Genomic DNA, 15,984 nt, shown 5'->3' with positions numbered 1-15,984 from the left:
TTAATTACTTTCTCTTGCTGCGCTTGGCAGGGGTTTTCTTTACTGTAGATTTGGTTTTAGCAGCATCCGAGCCTTTGGTTTTGGGTGATGACTTTTTCGCACCAACAGGCTTTTTAGCGACTGTAGATTTATCACCTGAACGACTTTTACGCGCTTTGGGTTTATCCGACTTTTTATTAGATGAATTGCTTGCTAATTTTGCGCCTTCAAGGTTAGCACGCTCGCGAGCGGTCAGCGGTTTATTGCCTGTTCGTGGTTTTTTGCCACGGCCTTTACCACTATCACCTTCCATCAACAGGTCAATTTGACGGTCATCTAAATTCACGGCAGCAACTTTAACCGTCACCTCATCACCCACTTGATACACTTGACGAGTGTTTTCACCAATTAAACGCTGACGCATTGGATCAAACTGATAGTAATCACTCGCTAAGCTTGAAATATGAACCAAACCATCAATAAACAGCTCGTTTAAGCGAACAAACAAGCCAAAGCTAGTGACTGAGGCAATAACGGCATCAAATGTGTCGCCAACATGATCTTGCATGTACTCACACTTTAGCCAATCGCTCACATCACGAGTGGCTTCATCTGCACGTCGCTCTGTTGTTGAACATTCTTCACCGAGTAAATCGAGTTCTTCAAGCTGATATTGGTAGCCACCGTCTGATGTCCACTTATCTTTAATTTCACCCTGTTCTTTTGCGAGTAAATATTTGATCACTCTATGCAATATTAAATCAGGGTAGCGACGAATTGGCGAGGTAAAGTGCGAGTAGGCTTCTAAGGCTAAACCGAAGTGCCCTTCGTTGTCTGGCGTGTAAATGGCTTGGCGCATTGAACGCAACAGCATCACTTGTATCAGCTCAAAGTCCGGCCTATCAGCAATCTTTAACATCAAGTTTTGATAATCTGTTGGCGTCGGTTCTAAGCCACCATCCATGCTCAAACCACGCTCAGCAAGAAACTCTTTAAAGTTTGCCAGCTTTTGCTCAGACGGTGCTTCGTGCACCCGATATAACACTTCACCTTTGTGCTTTTTAACAAACTTAGCTGATGCCACGTTTGCCAAAATCATGCATTCTTCAATAATTTTATGTGCTTGATTACGAGCCCTTGGAACAATTTTTTCAATTTTACGTTGTTCATTGAAAATAAACTGAGTTTCCAAAGTTTCAAAAGCAATAGCTCCACGTTCAGCGCGGCGCTCATCTAACGTAAGATACAAGGACTGTAAGCACAATAAATGCGGAAACAATGCTTCATGCTCAGGAGCAATAGGCCCCCCTTCAAGCATTGCGGCGACCTGAGTATAGGTAAACCGAGCATGAGAATGCATCACAGCAGGGTAAAATTTAGTACCCGATAATTTTCCAGCGGCAGAAATAGTCATCTCTGCAACCATGCACAAACGATCAACATGCGGCTTTAATGAACATAAACCATTAGAGATTTTTTCCGGCAGCATAGGGATGACTTGTGACGGAAAATACACTGAATTACCACGAGCTCTAGCTTCAATATCTAGGGCCGAGTCGGTTCTAACATAATGACTCACATCAGCAATCGCAACCCATAAACGCCAACCACCACTTGGTTTGACTTCGGCATAAACCGCATCATCAAAGTCACGGGCATCTTCACCGTCAATAGTCACCAGAGGTAAGTGGCGTAAATCGACGCGACCTTCTTTGTCAGAGTCAGGCACTTCGTCTGGAATTCGCTTAAGCTTTTTCTCAATCACGGCAGACCAGGTGTGTGGTAAATCGTAATTACGCAGTGCAATTTCGATTTCCATGCCTGGCGCCATCGTTTTCCCAAGCACTTCAGTCACTTTAGCTGCAGCTTTAACAAAACGGCCTGGACGGCGGGTGAGTTCAACTACAACGACATCACCGGCTCTTGCACCATTACGATCGTTGTTATCGATTAAAATTTCTTGAGTGATGCGGCGATCATCGGCGATCACAAAGCCCATGCCACCATCGACATGATAACGCCCAACTAAAGCAGCCGTTCGTTCTTGTACCAAACGAACAATACGTGCTTCACGGCGTCCACGACGGTCGGTACCGGCTTTTTGTGCCAAGACTTTATCGCCATGAAAATACATCAGCATATCGCGATTATTGATAAACAGGTCGTCACCGCCTTCGTCCGGTTTAAAAAAACCAAACCCATCGCGATGACCTATTACGCTGCCTGATAATAAGTCCATTCGCTCAGGTAAGCCGTAGCTTTGTCCGCGAGTAAACACTAATTGCCCGTCACGTTCCATGGCGCGCAAGCGTCGACGGAGCGCCTCTAAAGGTTCTTCGTCGGTAATATTAAGCGCTTCGGCAATTTTATCGCGGCTAACAGGAGACTTTTGCGCACGCAAATACTCTAAAATGTACTCGCGGCTAGGAATAGGGTTGTCGTACTTGTCTTGCTCTCTCTCAAAATGAGGATCGTTGATCATTCAATTTCCAAATAATTCGCTCCATTCTATGGAGCCTTAACGTGTATACAGCTGAGACTGCTGCGCCCTGGCCACAATACTGGCGGGCATTTTTGCAGCTAACACCTGCAATAAAGATGACGCTTTTTTCTGCTGAGCATCATCATCAAAAATACTGTTATATAACCAATGATAACCCATTTCATAGTCAGTCGGGCTACCGTAACCCTCACCAAACAAACGCACGAGCATCATTCTGGCGTCTAAATGGCCATTTGCTGCAGCAGGCAATACGTATTGAACTGCACGGTCAGGGTTTTTCAACACTAGTTTACCGCGATAATAGTAATCCGCCAATTTAACCATCGCTTCTGAGCTACCTTGCTCAGCTGATGTTTGCAATAACCTCATGCCTCTTGACGGATGTGCTTTAACACAAACACCGTGATTGAGCATCTCAGCCCATAAAAATTGATATAAAGGCTGCTTTAACACTTCAGCTCGGGCTTCGATATCTTGTACTAATTGGCACTCATCTGCCTGTACGCGCTGTAAATATTGATTTGATTGAATAAGTGAAATCAGTTGTTTATCGCTATAAATATCGACAGCCTCAGTCAACGCAAAGGCATTTATAGAAAGCAGGCTTAAAAGAACTAACGATATACGCAACATAAGAATTCTCAATAACACTATGATGACTTATCCATCGGCAGTATAGCGCATTTCTTGAATCGCACATGAACCCAATTTATATTTTAATCATCACAACGGCAAATGCACGGCGATAAAAAAAGGCCGCTTAGCGCGGCCTTTTAGTCTTACTTGAACGGATTAACCAAAATCATGGTTTCATTTCTATCCGGACCAGTAGAAATAATATCAACTGGCGTTTCTAAAAGCTCTTCGATACGCTTGATATAATTGATTGCCGCTTGAGGTAACTGCTCAATAGAGGTTGCACCAAAAGTGACTTCACTCCAACCAGGCATGGTTTCATAGATTGGCTTAACCATCTCATAACCTTCAGCAGCTAAAGGGGTTACCTTTGAAACTGTACCATCAGGATATTCATAACCAACACAAATTTTAACTTCTTTTAGACCGTCTAAAACGTCTAATTTAGTTAAACAGAAACCGCTTACGCTGTTAATTTGAACAGCACGGCGCATTGCCACTGCATCCAACCAACCTGGACGACGCTTACGACCTGTTGTTGCACCAAACTCTTGGCCTTTTTCTCCGATGTAATCACCGATTTCATTGGCAAGTTCTGTTGGGAACGGACCTGCACCAACACGTGTGGTATATGCTTTCATAATACCAAGCACGTAATCTAAGTGACGAGGACCAAATCCTGAACCTGTAGCAACACCACCGGCAGTGGTATTTGATGAGGTCACAAAAGGATAAGTACCGTGGTCAATGTCCAACAATGTACCTTGTGCGCCTTCAAATAAAATTGGCTCACCAGCTTTGCGCGCAACGTCTAACATTTCTGTTACGTCAGTACACATGCTCTTTAGGTAATCAGCAATCGCTAATGCATCATCTAGGGTTTGCTGGTAATCAACCGCTTCCGCTTGGTAATACTCAGTTAGCATAAAGTTATGATATTTCATAACTTCTTGTAACTTAGTCGCAAATAACTCTGCATTAAATAAATCACCAACGCGTAAACCACGACGTGAGATTTTATCTTCATATGCAGGGCCAATACCGCGACCAGTAGTACCAATAGCTTTATTACCACGCGCTTTTTCGCGAGCGATATCAAGTGCACAATGGAATGGTAGAATAAGCGGACATGCTTCAGAAATAAGTAGACGCTCTTCTACAGGTACACCGCGCCCTTTTAGCATATTGATTTCTTTCATCAATGCATCAGGAGCCAGTACAACACCATTACCGATAATACATTTTACGTTATCACGTAAAATTCCTGACGGAATAAGATGAAGAACGGTTTTTTCACCATCAATCACCAAAGTATGACCGGCATTGTGGCCGCCTTGGTAACGAACTACGTATTTTGCCTGTTCTGTTAAAAGGTCGACAATCTTACCTTTGCCTTCGTCACCCCATTGGGTTCCGAGTACGACTACATTTTTGCCCATTATTAGCTGCAACGTCTTGTGGTATAAAATAGAATTTTAACAGATTTTAGGGGGTTATAGGCAAGTATTTTATTAAAAAATAATCAATAAAACGACACCTGCGGTAACAAGACTTCCACCTAAGCGTCTGAGAACATTTTGCTTTTGTGTAGAAAGCTCAAATAAATATTTTTGCCATTTGTTAGGAAAAAGTAATGGCCCTAGCCCTTCAATAATTAAAACCAAGCCAAATGCCGTCATTAATAATTCTAAACTCATGCTAATACCTCAAATATAAAAATGTTGGCCATCTTAAGATCGGCTTATTGATATGGATTATGCACAAAAATAAACAATTTATTCAGCTTAATTTTAGGTAATAAAAAACCCAGCATAAGCTGGGTTTTTTGAATCCAATAAACGAATTAACGCTTAGAGAATTGTGGTTTACGACGTGCTTTACGTAGACCAACTTTCTTACGTTCAACTTTACGAGCATCACGGGTAACAAAACCAGCGGTACGTAATGTAGGACGTAAAGCTTCATCTAGTTGCATAAGTGCACGGGTAATACCGTGACGAATTGCACCAGCTTGGCCAGTAATACCACCGCCTTTAACTGTTACATAGATGTCTAATTTTTCAGTCATTTCAACTAACTCTAATGGCTGACGAACAACCATACGAGCAGTTTCACGACCAAAGTACACATCTAAAGGACGTTGGTTTACGATAATATTGCCACTACCTGCTTTAGCGAAAACGCGAGCTGTAGATGTTTTGCGACGGCCAGTGCCGTAGTACTGAGTTGCAGACATTTGCTTACTTCTCCCGTTTAGATATCAAGAACTTGTGGTTGTTGTGCAGCATGGTTATGTTCTGCGCCAGCGTAAACTTTAAGTTTACGGAACATAGCACGGCCCAAAGGACCTTTTGGTAACATACCCTTAACTGCTTTCTCGATGATCATTTCAGGCTTGTGAGCTTGAAGCTTCTCAAAGCTGATTTGCTTAATGCCACCAATGAAGCCTGAGTGAGAGTAGTAAATCTTACCAGCAGCTTTATTACCAGTTACAGTCACTTTTTCAGCATTGATAACGATGATGTAATCACCAGTATCAACGTGTGGAGTGTATTCTGGCTTATGCTTGCCACGTAAGCGAGTTGCGATTTCAGTTGCGATACGACCTAAAGTTTTGCCTTCAGCGTCAACAACGTACCAGTCACGAGTTACAGTTTCTGGTGTAGCAGTAAAAGTCTTCATTATTACAAAAACCCAAAGTTAATTTTCTGTCTCACATGCTGACTGCCGGTTGCAATCAACACAAAATTACCGATTCTTGCCCCTTCGAGCTCGAATATTGGTTTCTAACTTCCGCCCAGATAGGCGGTTAACGCGGGCAGGCCGCAGATTATACGCAAAGAGAACCTAAAGATCACCTGCTTTTTCAGAATATTTTAAATTAATTACTCGAATGACATTTACCAGTAATTTACCCATGAAACTTAGTATTAGGGTAAGTGTTCTAAGGCTAGGTAATCTCTTGATTGCATTTCAATTAAACGAGAACGACAACGCCTAAACTCAAAAGTAAGCTGACCATCGGTATAAATATCTTCTAATTTAATTTGCGCTGATACGATCAATTTTACGTTACGCTCATAAAACTCATCGACCATGGCTAAAAATCGCCTAGCGATATCATCACCCGTTTGTTGGGCACCCATTTGCTCAATACCACTGAGCAATACTGTATGGTAAAGACATGCAATTTCCATATAGTCACGCTGCGAACGTGGACCATCGCACAAGTCTCTGAAGTTAATCAGCAAAACGCCCTGTGATTGTTGGCGAATTTTAATAGCACGCCCATCAATATCAATCGCGGCGGTCTGCACCTCTGATTCTGGCGCTAATTGGGCAAAATAATGCAGTAAATTAATATCTGCTTGCTCATCAAGTGGATAGTGATAAATCTCAGCCTGCTCTAAGGTACGTAAGCGATAATCAATACCAGAATCCACATTCAGAATTTCACAATGTTGATTAATTAATGCGATTGCAGGTAAGAAACGAACCCGCTGCAAACCATTTTTGTATAATTCGTCTGGTATGATATTTGAGGTGGCCACCAAAGCGACACCATGCTTAAACAATTCTTGAAACAAAGTGCCTAGCAACATGGCATCGGTAATATCAGAAACAAAAAACTCATCAAAACAAATGACCTGATATTGTCCAGCCATTTTCTTTGCAATGCTCACAAGTGGATCTTGCACGCCTTTTAAGCCGTCAAGTTCATGGTGGATTTGATGCATAAACCGATGAAAATGCGCCCGTAATTTACGTTTTCCAGGCAATGCATCATAAAATGTATCCATTAAATAAGTTTTACCACGCCCAACTCCGCCCCATAAATATAACCCTTTCACAGGGACAGGCTTTGTTTTTACGCCGACTACAGAAAATAATTTGGACAATCCCGAAGCCGGTTTATTTGCATTAATGAGTTCATCATAAACACGTTGTAATGACTTAACTGCCTGCTCTTGGGCGGCATCATGTGAAAAATCTTCTCGGGTAAGGTCTTGCTGATAATGCTGCCAGGGGGTTAACTGCGACACGATAAAGACTCTCTTACATCAATTAATTGCGGCGATAATAACATTAAATAATCAATACGAGTAACCGGCTTAAACGATCAAATTAAGCTTTGTTAATCAAAATGGAACTAACAATCTGTGCTTTACTCTGAATCATTAACTCAGGATTACCGATTTTATTTTTACATTTAATTGGCGATGTCAATTCATTAGTCCGCCAAACCTAATTCCAAATTGATTAACGATATTTAACTTTGAAATCATGCTTTCAATCCCATATTTTGTGTATAGAGTTGAATGCATCTAGGAGCTACCTAAACATGAAAACAAAATTAAGCTTACTTTCTGCAGCATTATTAACAGCATCGCTAACTATGTTTCCCGCAGTGTCTCACTCTGCGATCCCTCAGTCAGTTGATGGTCAGGCACTACCAAGCCTTGCACCTATGTTAGAACGCACCACTCCTGCTGTGGTGTCTGTTGCAGTATCTGGTACCCAGGTTTCAAAACAACGAGTACCTGATGTATTTCGTTATTTCTTTGGCCCAAATGCACCACAAGAGCAAGTACAAGAACGCCCGTTTAGAGGGTTAGGTTCTGGGGTGATCATCGATGCCGCTAAGGGTTACATAGTGACTAACAATCACGTGATTAATGGTGCAGATGACATTCAAATTGGTCTGCATGACGGCCGTGAAATAAAAGCTAAGTTGATTGGGGCCGACAAAGAGTCTGATATTGCCTTGCTGCAAATCGAAGCCAAAAACCTCACCGCAATCAAACAAACTGATTCAGATAATATTCGAGTTGGTGATTTTGCAGTGGCTATTGGTAACCCGTTTGGTTTAGGGCAAACAGTAACATCTGGTATTGTCAGTGCTCTTGGCCGCAGTGGGTTAGGAATTGAAATGCTAGAAAACTTTATTCAAACAGACGCTGCAATTAATAGTGGTAATTCCGGTGGGGCATTAGTCAACTTAAAAGGTGAGCTCATTGGTATCAACACCGCAATTGTGGCACCTAATGGCGGTAATGTTGGCATTGGCTTTGCCATTCCTGCAAACATGGTTAATAACCTAATTGAACAAATTATTGAGCATGGCGAAGTTAGACGAGGAGTGTTAGGGGTTTCGGGCCGAGATCTTGATAACGAGCTTGCCAAAGCATTTGGTTTAGACACTCAACACGGTGGTTTCGTTAACGAAGTCATGCCCAAAAGTGCAGCCGATAAAGCGGGCATAAAAGCAGGCGACATCATTGTGAGCCTTAACGGGCGCAGTATTAAAACATTCCAAGAACTCCGTGCCAAAGTGGCCACTATGGGCGCAGGTGCAGAAGTTGAGTTTGGTATCATTCGCGATGGAGATAAAAAGACCATCAAAGCGACGCTAGGTGAAGCCGATAAAGTAGAAGCAGAAGCTGGCAATGTGCACCCTATGTTGCAAGGGGCAACGCTAGAAGACACCAAAAAAGGAATTGAAATCACCGAAATTGCCCAAGGCTCACCAGCTGCAATGAGTGGTTTACAAAAAGGCGATTTAATTGTGGGTCTCAATCGCAGCAAAATATCGAGTTTAAAGGTATTAAAAGAAGCATTGAAAGAAAATCAAAGTTCTGTGGCACTAAAAATACTGAGAGACAATAATTTACTCTATCTAGTATTACGATAGTCGCTCATGGTTTAACAGCATGGCGATCCACTGTCAGCTGTTGCGTTGCCAATCTTGAGGTGACAGTGAGTGCAATATAAGTTCAACAATTAAGCATCGATGCCCTAGAGCACCGATGCTTAATTTTTTAAGCTATGTTAGTATAAGCCTAATTTTCTTCAACAAATCCTAGGCCATGAACGTTAAAGACACATGTATCTATATAATAAAAGCTGTGGTATTTGGCCTGATCATGGCAGCTGTATTTTTAGTTATCACCTCTTTATTGCCTAATAATTCTCTCAATACTGGCCTGTCTAACGTACACAACGGCGGCTCAGAATTGTCTTTTGCTAAAGCGGTACGTCGCGCAGCACCTGCTGTGGCGAATATATACAGCCTGAGTATCGATCAACGTAATCCATTAAATTCAAGTTCACTGCAAGGTTTAGGCTCTGGTGTGATCATGAGTAAAGATGGTTATGTACTGACGAATTATCACGTAATCAAAAAAGCCGACGAAATCGTTATCGCGCTTCAAGACGGGCGAAAATTCACCTCTGAAGTAGTAGGTTCTGATCCAGTTACTGATTTAGCCGTCCTTAAAATAGAAGGTGATAGTTTACCTATTGTCCCTTACAACCTAAATAACCCTGCTCAAGTCGGCGATGTCGTACTCGCCATCGGTAATCCTTACAATATTGGCCAAACAATTACCCAGGGCATTATTAGCGCTACCGGCCGCAACGGCTTAAGTTCAGGATATTTAGACTTTTTACAAACAGACGCCGCCATTAATGCGGGTAATTCTGGCGGGGCATTAATTGATACCAGTGGTGAGTTGATAGGCATCAACACCGCAGCATTTCAAGTGGGTGGAGACAGTGGCGGAAATGGCATCAGTTTTGCCATTCCGATTAAATTAGCCCATAGCATTATGGATAAGTTAATTAAACATGGCCGCGTGATCCGTGGGGCATTGGGTATTTCTGGCGAGCCTTTAAATCCTGTGGTTGCACAAATTCTTAATCTGCCCGACTTAAAAGGTGTGCTGGTAACAGGCATAGATCCTGATGGCCCAGCAGCCCGAGCACGGTTATCACCAAGAGATGTTATTACGCAATATAACGGTGAAGATGTCCCCGGTGTTGAAATGTTGCTAGACCGCATTGCGGAAACGCCGCCAGGTACCAAAGTGATTATGACCATTATTCGCGAAGGTAAACAACAATCATTGCCTGTCATCATCGCTGAAAAAGCTAACGATCTAGATTAATACCAACCAACAAAAAAGCCATTCATTACACAATGAATGGCTTTTTTATGTGAGCTCAACTTAAGTAAAATAAAAAATTATTTCACCCGAATGACTTCAGCACCAAGGCCCTGGAACTTAGCTTCAATATGCTCGTAGCCACGATCTAGGTGATAGATGCGATCTACGGTTGTAATACCATCAGCCATTAATCCTGCAATCACTAGACTGGCTGAAGCACGTAAATCAGTTGCCATAACTTGAGCACCGTTTAAACGTTCAATACCATGAATAATACAGGTATTACCTTCTAATTCGATATTAGCCCCCATTCGGCTCATTTCAGGCACGTGCATAAAACGATTTTCAAAAATCGTTTCGGTCACTCGGCCAGTACCTTCAGCAAGCGCATTTAACACACAAAATTGAGCCTGCATGTCAGTCGGAAACGCTGGATAAGGCGCGGTTTTAATATTCACAGCTTTAGGACGCTTGCCATGCATATCAAGCTCAATCCAATCTTCACCAGTAGTAATTGTCGCACCTGCATCTTCAAGCTTTAATAATACAGCCTCTAATGCACTAGGATCTGCTGACACACAACGAATTTTACCGCGAGTTACCGCTGCTGCGACTAAAAATGAACCGGTTTCAATACGATCTGGCATCACACGGTATTCACAACCCGATAAACGCTCTACACCTTCAATGGTCAATGTTGCTGTACCAACACCTGAAATTTTAGCGCCCATGGCAATTAAGCAATTGGCTAAATCAGTCACTTCTGGTTCGCGGGCAGCATTTTCTATAACGGTTGTTCCCTCGGCCAAAGAGGCTGCCATTAATAGGTTTTCTGTAGCACCTACACTGACCATATCCATAAAGATATGTGCACCTTTCAGGCGACCATCAACTCGCGCTTTAATGTAACCTTCTTGCACTTCGATTTTTGCGCCCATTAGCTCTAAACCATGCAAATGCAAGTTCACTGGTCGTGCACCAATGGCGCACCCACCAGGCAAAGACACGTCAGCAGTACCATAACGCGCCAGTAGAGGTCCTAATATAAGGATTGAGGCACGCATCGTTTTAACCAGATCATACGGCGCACAATACTCATTTAAATGAGTTGTCGAAATACGCACCCTGCTGTTTTCAAGTTGTTCAACTTCAGCACCTAAGCAACGTAGGAGTTCACAACTGGTATTAACGTCGCGTAAATTAGGGACGTTAGAGACAATAAAATCTGTTTGGGCTAGCACACCCGCCATTAAAATTGGCAACGCGGCATTTTTTGCGCCAGAGATCACTACTTCACCAGCAAGCGGTTTGCTGGCTTTAATTGTTAATTTATCCACTGTGAATCTCAGTATTACATGTTGAAGAGTTTTTCACGCTTCCACTGGGTCGGCGTAAATGTTTTAATCGTTAGTGCGTGCAATTCGCCACTGGCAATCTGCTCTGACAATGGAGCATAAATAGCTTGTTGTTGCTTGACTCGGCTAAGGCCATCAAAGCATTCTCCAACGGCTACTACTTTATAATGGCTACCATCTGAAGTGACGTGAGCCTCTGTCAACGACAAAGCCTCAGTTAATATTTGTTCAATCACCTTGCAATCCATGAAATCTATTACCTTTACTCTAAAGCTGATGTGCAAAACCATGACTTATCAATCATGGCTTACTACACTAATTTTGGCCAAAAAAAGCATCTAAATCATATAGCTCTATCATTTTCATGAGCTGTTCACTGGGGTTAACCAGCTGACGATATGGGCTTTTATCTTCTGTGCCAGGATGAGTTAATTTAACTAATGCCAGTAATAACGCTACGCCAGCACTGTCTACGTATTCTAAGGCGGCCAAGTCTATCACTTGGGTTGAAGCAGTAAACAACTCTTGGCGTTTAGGCCATAATTGTTTGACTTCAACCTGAGTTAATCGACCGCTCACAAAGCATTGTTGCTCTTGTTGAGTAAACTTAATCACGCTGCAGCTGCTTCTTTTTCGGGTTGACGGTCAATTTTCTGCTTAGTTTTGTCGTTCAACATTGAGATCACCGCTTCGATACCTTGTTGACGGATCAAGTTTGAGATCTCAGATTGCTTTGACGCAAGCAAACTGACGCCTTCGGCCACCAAATCGAATGCTTTCCAGGTATTGTCTTTCAAGCGACGAGCTTTAAATTGAACTTTAATCGGTGGACGGCCTTTTTCGATAATTTGTACGTTAACTTCGACTATTTTTTCGTTTTTAAAATCGGTCGCTGGATCAAACTCAACCGCTTGATTGGTATATTCTGTCAATGCTTGCGCATAGGTTGCGACTAAATATCCCTCAAATGCTTCAACAAAACGGTCACGTTGATCTGGAGTGGTGTCGCGCAAATATTGGCCCATCACTTTATAAGCGGCATATTTGTAATCAACGTATGGCATTAATTCTTCATTAACAATCACTTTTAAGTGACTTAAATCGCTATCAATTAACGCTCTATCTTGCTTAAAACGATCAAAGGTTTTATTCGCAACTTGTTTTATCATTTCATACGGATCATTGGTATTGATCTCGTCATTAGCCGCTATTGTGACAGAACTCATAACAGCGCTACCCACCAAACATAAAGCAATTACACGACTAAAAAGTGCTTTCATTATATAGCTCCTATTTATTCTTTAGACGACATGCTGTACAAAAGCTGGCCGATTAAATCTTCTAAAATTAATGCACCACGCGTGTCATGAACTTTATCACCATTAGCAAGCATAGCGATATCATCGTCCATAAAGCCTGGAGTTAAACCTATAAATTGTTCGCCAAGTAGGCCTGACGTTAAAATGGCTAAACTGCTTGTTTCAGGGAACTGATCATAACGTTTATCCATAGTCAAGGTGACTACCGGGATCAACTTGTTAGCATCAAGCGTAATGTCAGTCACACGCCCCACCACGACACCGCCGACTTTCACCGGTGAACGCACTTTTAACCCGCCGATATTATTGAACTCGGCCACTAATGTATAAGTTTGGTCATTTGCTTTCACTTCTACATTGGCAACGTTAAATACCAATACACAAAAAGCCAATAAACCAGACAATAAAAACACGCCTACAAGTAACTCAATTTTCCGTGTCAACATACTCTTAAACCACTTCAATTAAACTAAACAATGAAAAAACCTTAATTTCCGAACATGATTGCAGTGAGCAAAAAGTCCAGCGCTAAAACAGCTAAACTGGCCTGCACAACGGTTGATGTTGTTGCACGGCTAATACCTTCAGGATTTGGTTGTACCTCATAGCCTCTATACAAGGCTATCCAGGTCACAACAACTCCAAAAATTAAACTTTTAATCAAACAGTTAACGATATCTTGTTCCCACTCTACAGACGCTTGCAGAATAGACCAAAATGCACCGCTATCGATTCCTTTCCATTCAACACCGACCAGATGACCACCAAAAATACCCACTAGGCTAAACATAAGCGCCAGTAGCGGCATACTTATCACCCCAGCCCAAAAGCGAGGTGCAATAATTTGCCTTAATGGGTCAATAGCCATCATTTCTAAACTTGATAACTGCTCTGTCGATTTCATTAAGCCAATTTCAGCCGTCAATGCAGAGCCTGCTCGCCCAGCAAACAACAAGGCTGCGACAACTGGTCCTAATTCACGCAGTAAGCTTAGCGCAACCATTGGGCCTAAACTCTCTTCAGTGCCAAACCCCACCAAAATATTGTAGCCCTGCAACGCCAGTACCATGCCAATAAACAAGCCCGATACCAAGATGATCACCATAGAGCGAACACCGAGCACATAAATTTGCTTGGTAAGTAATGGTAAACCTTTTTTAATATTAGGCACCCTAACAATCGCGCCCCACAACATCAAACCAGCACGGCCTAAACCAGAAACCATTTTTAATGCGTTTTTGCCCATATTGGCAATGTTATCAATTACGCCCACGCAATAACTCCTTTTGATAATCCTCGGCAGGATAATGAAATGGCACCGGACCATCAGGTGCGCCTTGGATAAACTGAATTAACTGCGGGTTGTCAGACAAACGAAGTTGCTCTGGTGTTCCGTGAGCAATCACTTTTTTCTCGGCGATAACATAAACATAATCAGCAATACCTAATACTTCATCCACATCATGAGAGACAACAACAGAGGTTAGTTTTAACGTATCTGACAGCTCACGGATCAATTTAACCAACATCCCCATAGAAATAGGGTCCTGGCCAGCAAAGGGCTCGTCATACAGAATCATTTCTGGCTCAAGCGCAATCGCACGGGCTAACGCAGCCCTGCGTTGCATACCGCCAGATAATTCGTTTGGCATCAAGTATGCTGCCCCACGAAGCCCAACGGCTTGTAATTTCATTAACACAATTGTACGAATAATATCTTCGGGTAAACCAGAATGTTCTCGCAAAGCAAATGCAACGTTATCGAATACATTAAGGTCGGTAAACATGGCACCACTTTGAAACAACATACTCATACGTTTACGTAGTTCAAAGAGATCTTCGCGCTTTAATTTATGAACATCATGGCCATCAAATAAAATTTGACCGCTAGTAGGTGTAAGTTGCCCACCTATCAATTTAAGTAAAGTCGTTTTACCAATTCCACTCGGCCCCATAATTGCCGTCACTTTACCTTTCGGTATCGATAACGAAATGTCTTTATAAATCACTCGTGAACCATGGCTAAACGCCAAATGGTTTATTTCAACCAAAGGGGAATTATTTGAATTACTCATATCAGGCATCGGTGTTGTAGAGATAACAGCCTTCCTTAGAAGAAGATGAAGCGCAAATTGTACTGTAATTGTCCATTAAGCTACAACTATATCCATATAACCAATGCTCATTGCTCATACAATTAATGTGCAATGCTTTCAATTTAGTGAAAATCCAGCGAAAATGCCCGCTAATTACTTACTATTATAGGGATCACATGCTAGTTAATATCTTAATGTTAATTGCAGGCCTTGCAGTGTTAGTTTGGAGTGCTGATAAATTTGTTTACGGCGCAGCGGCATTTGCACGTAATTTAGGTTTACCCCCCATGCTCATTGGATTGACTATTGTCGCAATGGGTAGTTCAGCCCCCGAAATGTTTGTTGCGGCAACTGCGTCAATGGATGGTATGCGCGATACGGCTATTGGCAATGTGTTAGGTTCAAATATTGCTAACATAACATTAATTTTAGGTCTAACCGCCTTACTGGGTGCAATCAGTGTCGGTTCTCAAACCCTTAAACGTGAAATACCTTTAATGTTAGCCGCAACTGTTTTTGCAGGTTATAACCTACATGATGGCTTATTAACTCGTACTGAGGGCATACTGCTCGCGATACTATTTGTTGCAGTAATGGGCTACTTCATTTGGCAAGCCACTGGTAATAAAAGCCCAGACGCAATGGATGAAGAATTGGAATCAGAGATCCCTAAAAACGTCCCAACCTTTCATGCTATCATTTGGATAATTGTTGGTATCATATTGTTACCACTATCAGCAGGTTGGATGGTTGATGGCGCTGTAGGAATTGCAAAATTTTATGGCTTATCAGATTTAGTCATCGGGTTAACCATTATTGCTGTTGGCACCAGTTTGCCAGAACTTGCAGCTTGTATTGCTGGAGTATTGAAAAAAGAAGACGATTTAGCCATCGGCAATATCGTCGGTTCTAATTTATTTAACATTTTAGCGGTACTTGCCATACCAGGGCTGATTGCACCGGGCGTGATCGATGCACAAGCTAGCGGTAGAGATTTCTACATGGCATTAGGTACAAGTACAGCATTAGCCGTTTTAGTGTTATCAACAGGCGCCAAAAAGCAACTAACCCGTTGGCATGGTGTCCTATTATTAGTCACCTTTATTGCGTACCAAATTGCTGTGTTTCAATCCCATTAAGTTGGAGCAT

General features: G+C 42.2%; 17 protein-coding genes. 3 read left to right on the top strand and 14 right to left on the bottom strand.

Going from position 1 to position 15,984, the window contains the following annotated elements; genetic code table 11:
* Positions 1 to 4 precede the first annotated feature (4 nt).
* From rnr to zapE, 7 genes are all read right to left on the bottom strand, one after another.
* Positions 5 to 2,461 carry a ribonuclease R gene (gene rnr / locus IEW93_RS01915; protein WP_188736379.1) on the bottom strand — a complete coding sequence of 819 codons (2,457 nt, stop codon included), beginning with the start codon at positions 2,459 to 2,461 and terminating at the stop codon, positions 5 to 7.
* A 36-nt stretch (positions 2,462 to 2,497) separates the two neighbouring features.
* The gene (locus IEW93_RS01910; RefSeq protein WP_188736376.1) at positions 2,498 to 3,115 is read right to left on the bottom strand and encodes a tetratricopeptide repeat protein; all 618 of its coding nucleotides are present in this window, start codon (positions 3,113 to 3,115) and stop codon (positions 2,498 to 2,500) included.
* A gap of 146 nt (positions 3,116 to 3,261) precedes the next feature.
* Positions 3,262 to 4,557: an adenylosuccinate synthase gene (locus IEW93_RS01905; RefSeq protein ID WP_188736374.1), complete on the bottom strand. Its 1,296-nt coding sequence runs from the start codon at positions 4,555 to 4,557 to the stop codon at positions 3,262 to 3,264.
* 72 nt (positions 4,558 to 4,629) lie between these two features.
* A complete protein-coding gene (locus tag IEW93_RS01900; protein ID WP_188736371.1) occupies positions 4,630 to 4,815 on the bottom strand; it encodes a DUF2065 domain-containing protein in 186 nt (61 codons plus the stop codon).
* Positions 4,816 to 4,961: 146 nt separating this feature from the next.
* The gene (gene rpsI, locus IEW93_RS01895; protein ID WP_188736369.1) at positions 4,962 to 5,354 is read right to left on the bottom strand and encodes a 30S ribosomal protein S9; all 393 of its coding nucleotides are present in this window, start codon (positions 5,352 to 5,354) and stop codon (positions 4,962 to 4,964) included.
* 17 nt (positions 5,355 to 5,371) lie between these two features.
* Positions 5,372 to 5,800 (bottom strand): 50S ribosomal protein L13, encoded by a 429-nt coding sequence (rplM, locus tag IEW93_RS01890; RefSeq protein WP_188736368.1) that lies wholly within the window; start codon positions 5,798 to 5,800, stop codon positions 5,372 to 5,374.
* A gap of 248 nt (positions 5,801 to 6,048) precedes the next feature.
* Complete coding sequence (zapE, locus tag IEW93_RS01885; RefSeq protein WP_188736366.1) at positions 6,049 to 7,161, bottom strand: cell division protein ZapE; 1,113 nt, start codon at positions 7,159 to 7,161, stop codon at positions 6,049 to 6,051.
* A gap of 299 nt (positions 7,162 to 7,460) precedes the next feature.
* Here zapE and degQ point away from each other — a divergent pair, with 299 nt between their 5' ends.
* Positions 7,461 to 8,810 (top strand): Do family serine endopeptidase DegQ, encoded by a 1,350-nt coding sequence (gene degQ / locus IEW93_RS01880; RefSeq protein ID WP_188736364.1) that lies wholly within the window; start codon positions 7,461 to 7,463, stop codon positions 8,808 to 8,810.
* A 175-nt stretch (positions 8,811 to 8,985) separates the two neighbouring features.
* The gene (degS, locus tag IEW93_RS01875; RefSeq protein WP_188736362.1) at positions 8,986 to 10,065 is read left to right on the top strand and encodes an outer membrane-stress sensor serine endopeptidase DegS; all 1,080 of its coding nucleotides are present in this window, start codon (positions 8,986 to 8,988) and stop codon (positions 10,063 to 10,065) included.
* A gap of 77 nt (positions 10,066 to 10,142) precedes the next feature.
* Here degS and murA read toward each other — a convergent pair whose 3' ends face one another.
* The 7 genes from murA to IEW93_RS01840 all read right to left on the bottom strand — a co-directional run bounded on the left by murA (position 10,143) and on the right by IEW93_RS01840 (position 14,823).
* A complete protein-coding gene (murA, locus tag IEW93_RS01870) occupies positions 10,143 to 11,402 on the bottom strand; it encodes a UDP-N-acetylglucosamine 1-carboxyvinyltransferase (protein WP_188736360.1) in 1,260 nt (419 codons plus the stop codon).
* 14 nt (positions 11,403 to 11,416) lie between these two features.
* Complete coding sequence (locus IEW93_RS01865; protein WP_160052686.1) at positions 11,417 to 11,668, bottom strand: BolA family protein; 252 nt, start codon at positions 11,666 to 11,668, stop codon at positions 11,417 to 11,419.
* Positions 11,669 to 11,735: 67 nt separating this feature from the next.
* Complete coding sequence (locus IEW93_RS01860) at positions 11,736 to 12,035, bottom strand: STAS domain-containing protein (protein ID WP_188736358.1); 300 nt, start codon at positions 12,033 to 12,035, stop codon at positions 11,736 to 11,738.
* Positions 12,032 to 12,646: an MlaC/ttg2D family ABC transporter substrate-binding protein gene (locus IEW93_RS01855; protein ID WP_373284858.1), complete on the bottom strand. Its 615-nt coding sequence runs from the start codon at positions 12,644 to 12,646 to the stop codon at positions 12,032 to 12,034. Before IEW93_RS01855 ends, IEW93_RS01860 begins: the two co-directional genes overlap by 4 nt.
* A gap of 68 nt (positions 12,647 to 12,714) precedes the next feature.
* Positions 12,715 to 13,185, bottom strand: a complete 471-nt coding sequence (mlaD, locus tag IEW93_RS01850; RefSeq protein ID WP_188736354.1) for an outer membrane lipid asymmetry maintenance protein MlaD — start codon at positions 13,183 to 13,185, stop codon at positions 12,715 to 12,717.
* A gap of 41 nt (positions 13,186 to 13,226) precedes the next feature.
* Positions 13,227 to 13,985, bottom strand: coding sequence for a lipid asymmetry maintenance ABC transporter permease subunit MlaE (gene mlaE, locus IEW93_RS01845; RefSeq protein WP_373284857.1), 759 nt, complete (start codon positions 13,983 to 13,985; stop codon positions 13,227 to 13,229).
* A 13-nt stretch (positions 13,986 to 13,998) separates the two neighbouring features.
* Positions 13,999 to 14,823, bottom strand: a complete 825-nt coding sequence (locus IEW93_RS01840) for an ATP-binding cassette domain-containing protein (protein ID WP_373284852.1) — start codon at positions 14,821 to 14,823, stop codon at positions 13,999 to 14,001.
* Between the two features lie 188 nt (positions 14,824 to 15,011).
* Here IEW93_RS01840 and IEW93_RS01835 point away from each other — a divergent pair, with 188 nt between their 5' ends.
* Positions 15,012 to 15,974 (top strand): calcium/sodium antiporter, encoded by a 963-nt coding sequence (locus tag IEW93_RS01835; protein ID WP_188736348.1) that lies wholly within the window; start codon positions 15,012 to 15,014, stop codon positions 15,972 to 15,974.
* The last annotated feature ends 10 nt before the right edge of the window (positions 15,975 to 15,984 follow it).

The organism is Shewanella inventionis (assembly GCF_014641855.1).
Lineage (GTDB): Bacteria > Pseudomonadota > Gammaproteobacteria > Enterobacterales > Shewanellaceae > Shewanella > Shewanella inventionis.
This window is presented reverse-complemented; position numbering and strand designations above follow the sequence as displayed.

Excerpts from the sequence above, each read along its gene's own strand:
- degS (WP_188736362.1), top strand. The coding sequence starts at position 8,986 with ATGAACGTTAAAGACACATGTATCTATATAATAAAAGCTGTGGTATTT.
- IEW93_RS01835 (WP_188736348.1), top strand. The coding sequence starts at position 15,012 with ATGCTAGTTAATATCTTAATGTTAATTGCAGGCCTTGCAGTGTTAGTT.
- IEW93_RS01900 (WP_188736371.1), bottom strand. The coding sequence starts at position 4,815 with ATGAGTTTAGAATTATTAATGACGGCATTTGGCTTGGTTTTAATTATT.
- mlaD (WP_188736354.1), bottom strand. The coding sequence starts at position 13,185 with ATGTTGACACGGAAAATTGAGTTACTTGTAGGCGTGTTTTTATTGTCT.
- IEW93_RS01865 (WP_160052686.1), bottom strand. The coding sequence starts at position 11,668 with ATGGATTGCAAGGTGATTGAACAAATATTAACTGAGGCTTTGTCGTTG.
- mlaE (WP_373284857.1), bottom strand. The coding sequence starts at position 13,985 with ATGGGCAAAAACGCATTAAAAATGGTTTCTGGTTTAGGCCGTGCTGGT.
- rplM (WP_188736368.1), bottom strand. The coding sequence starts at position 5,800 with ATGAAGACTTTTACTGCTACACCAGAAACTGTAACTCGTGACTGGTAC.
- IEW93_RS01840 (WP_373284852.1), bottom strand. The coding sequence starts at position 14,823 with ATGCCTGATATGAGTAATTCAAATAATTCCCCTTTGGTTGAAATAAAC.
- IEW93_RS01905 (WP_188736374.1), bottom strand. The coding sequence starts at position 4,557 with ATGGGCAAAAATGTAGTCGTACTCGGAACCCAATGGGGTGACGAAGGC.
- IEW93_RS01910 (WP_188736376.1), bottom strand. The coding sequence starts at position 3,115 with ATGTTGCGTATATCGTTAGTTCTTTTAAGCCTGCTTTCTATAAATGCC.
- degQ (WP_188736364.1), top strand. The coding sequence starts at position 7,461 with ATGAAAACAAAATTAAGCTTACTTTCTGCAGCATTATTAACAGCATCG.
- rnr (WP_188736379.1), bottom strand. The coding sequence starts at position 2,461 with ATGATCAACGATCCTCATTTTGAGAGAGAGCAAGACAAGTACGACAAC.
- rpsI (WP_188736369.1), bottom strand. The coding sequence starts at position 5,354 with ATGTCTGCAACTCAGTACTACGGCACTGGCCGTCGCAAAACATCTACA.
- IEW93_RS01855 (WP_373284858.1), bottom strand. The coding sequence starts at position 12,646 with ATGAGTTCTGTCACAATAGCGGCTAATGACGAGATCAATACCAATGAT.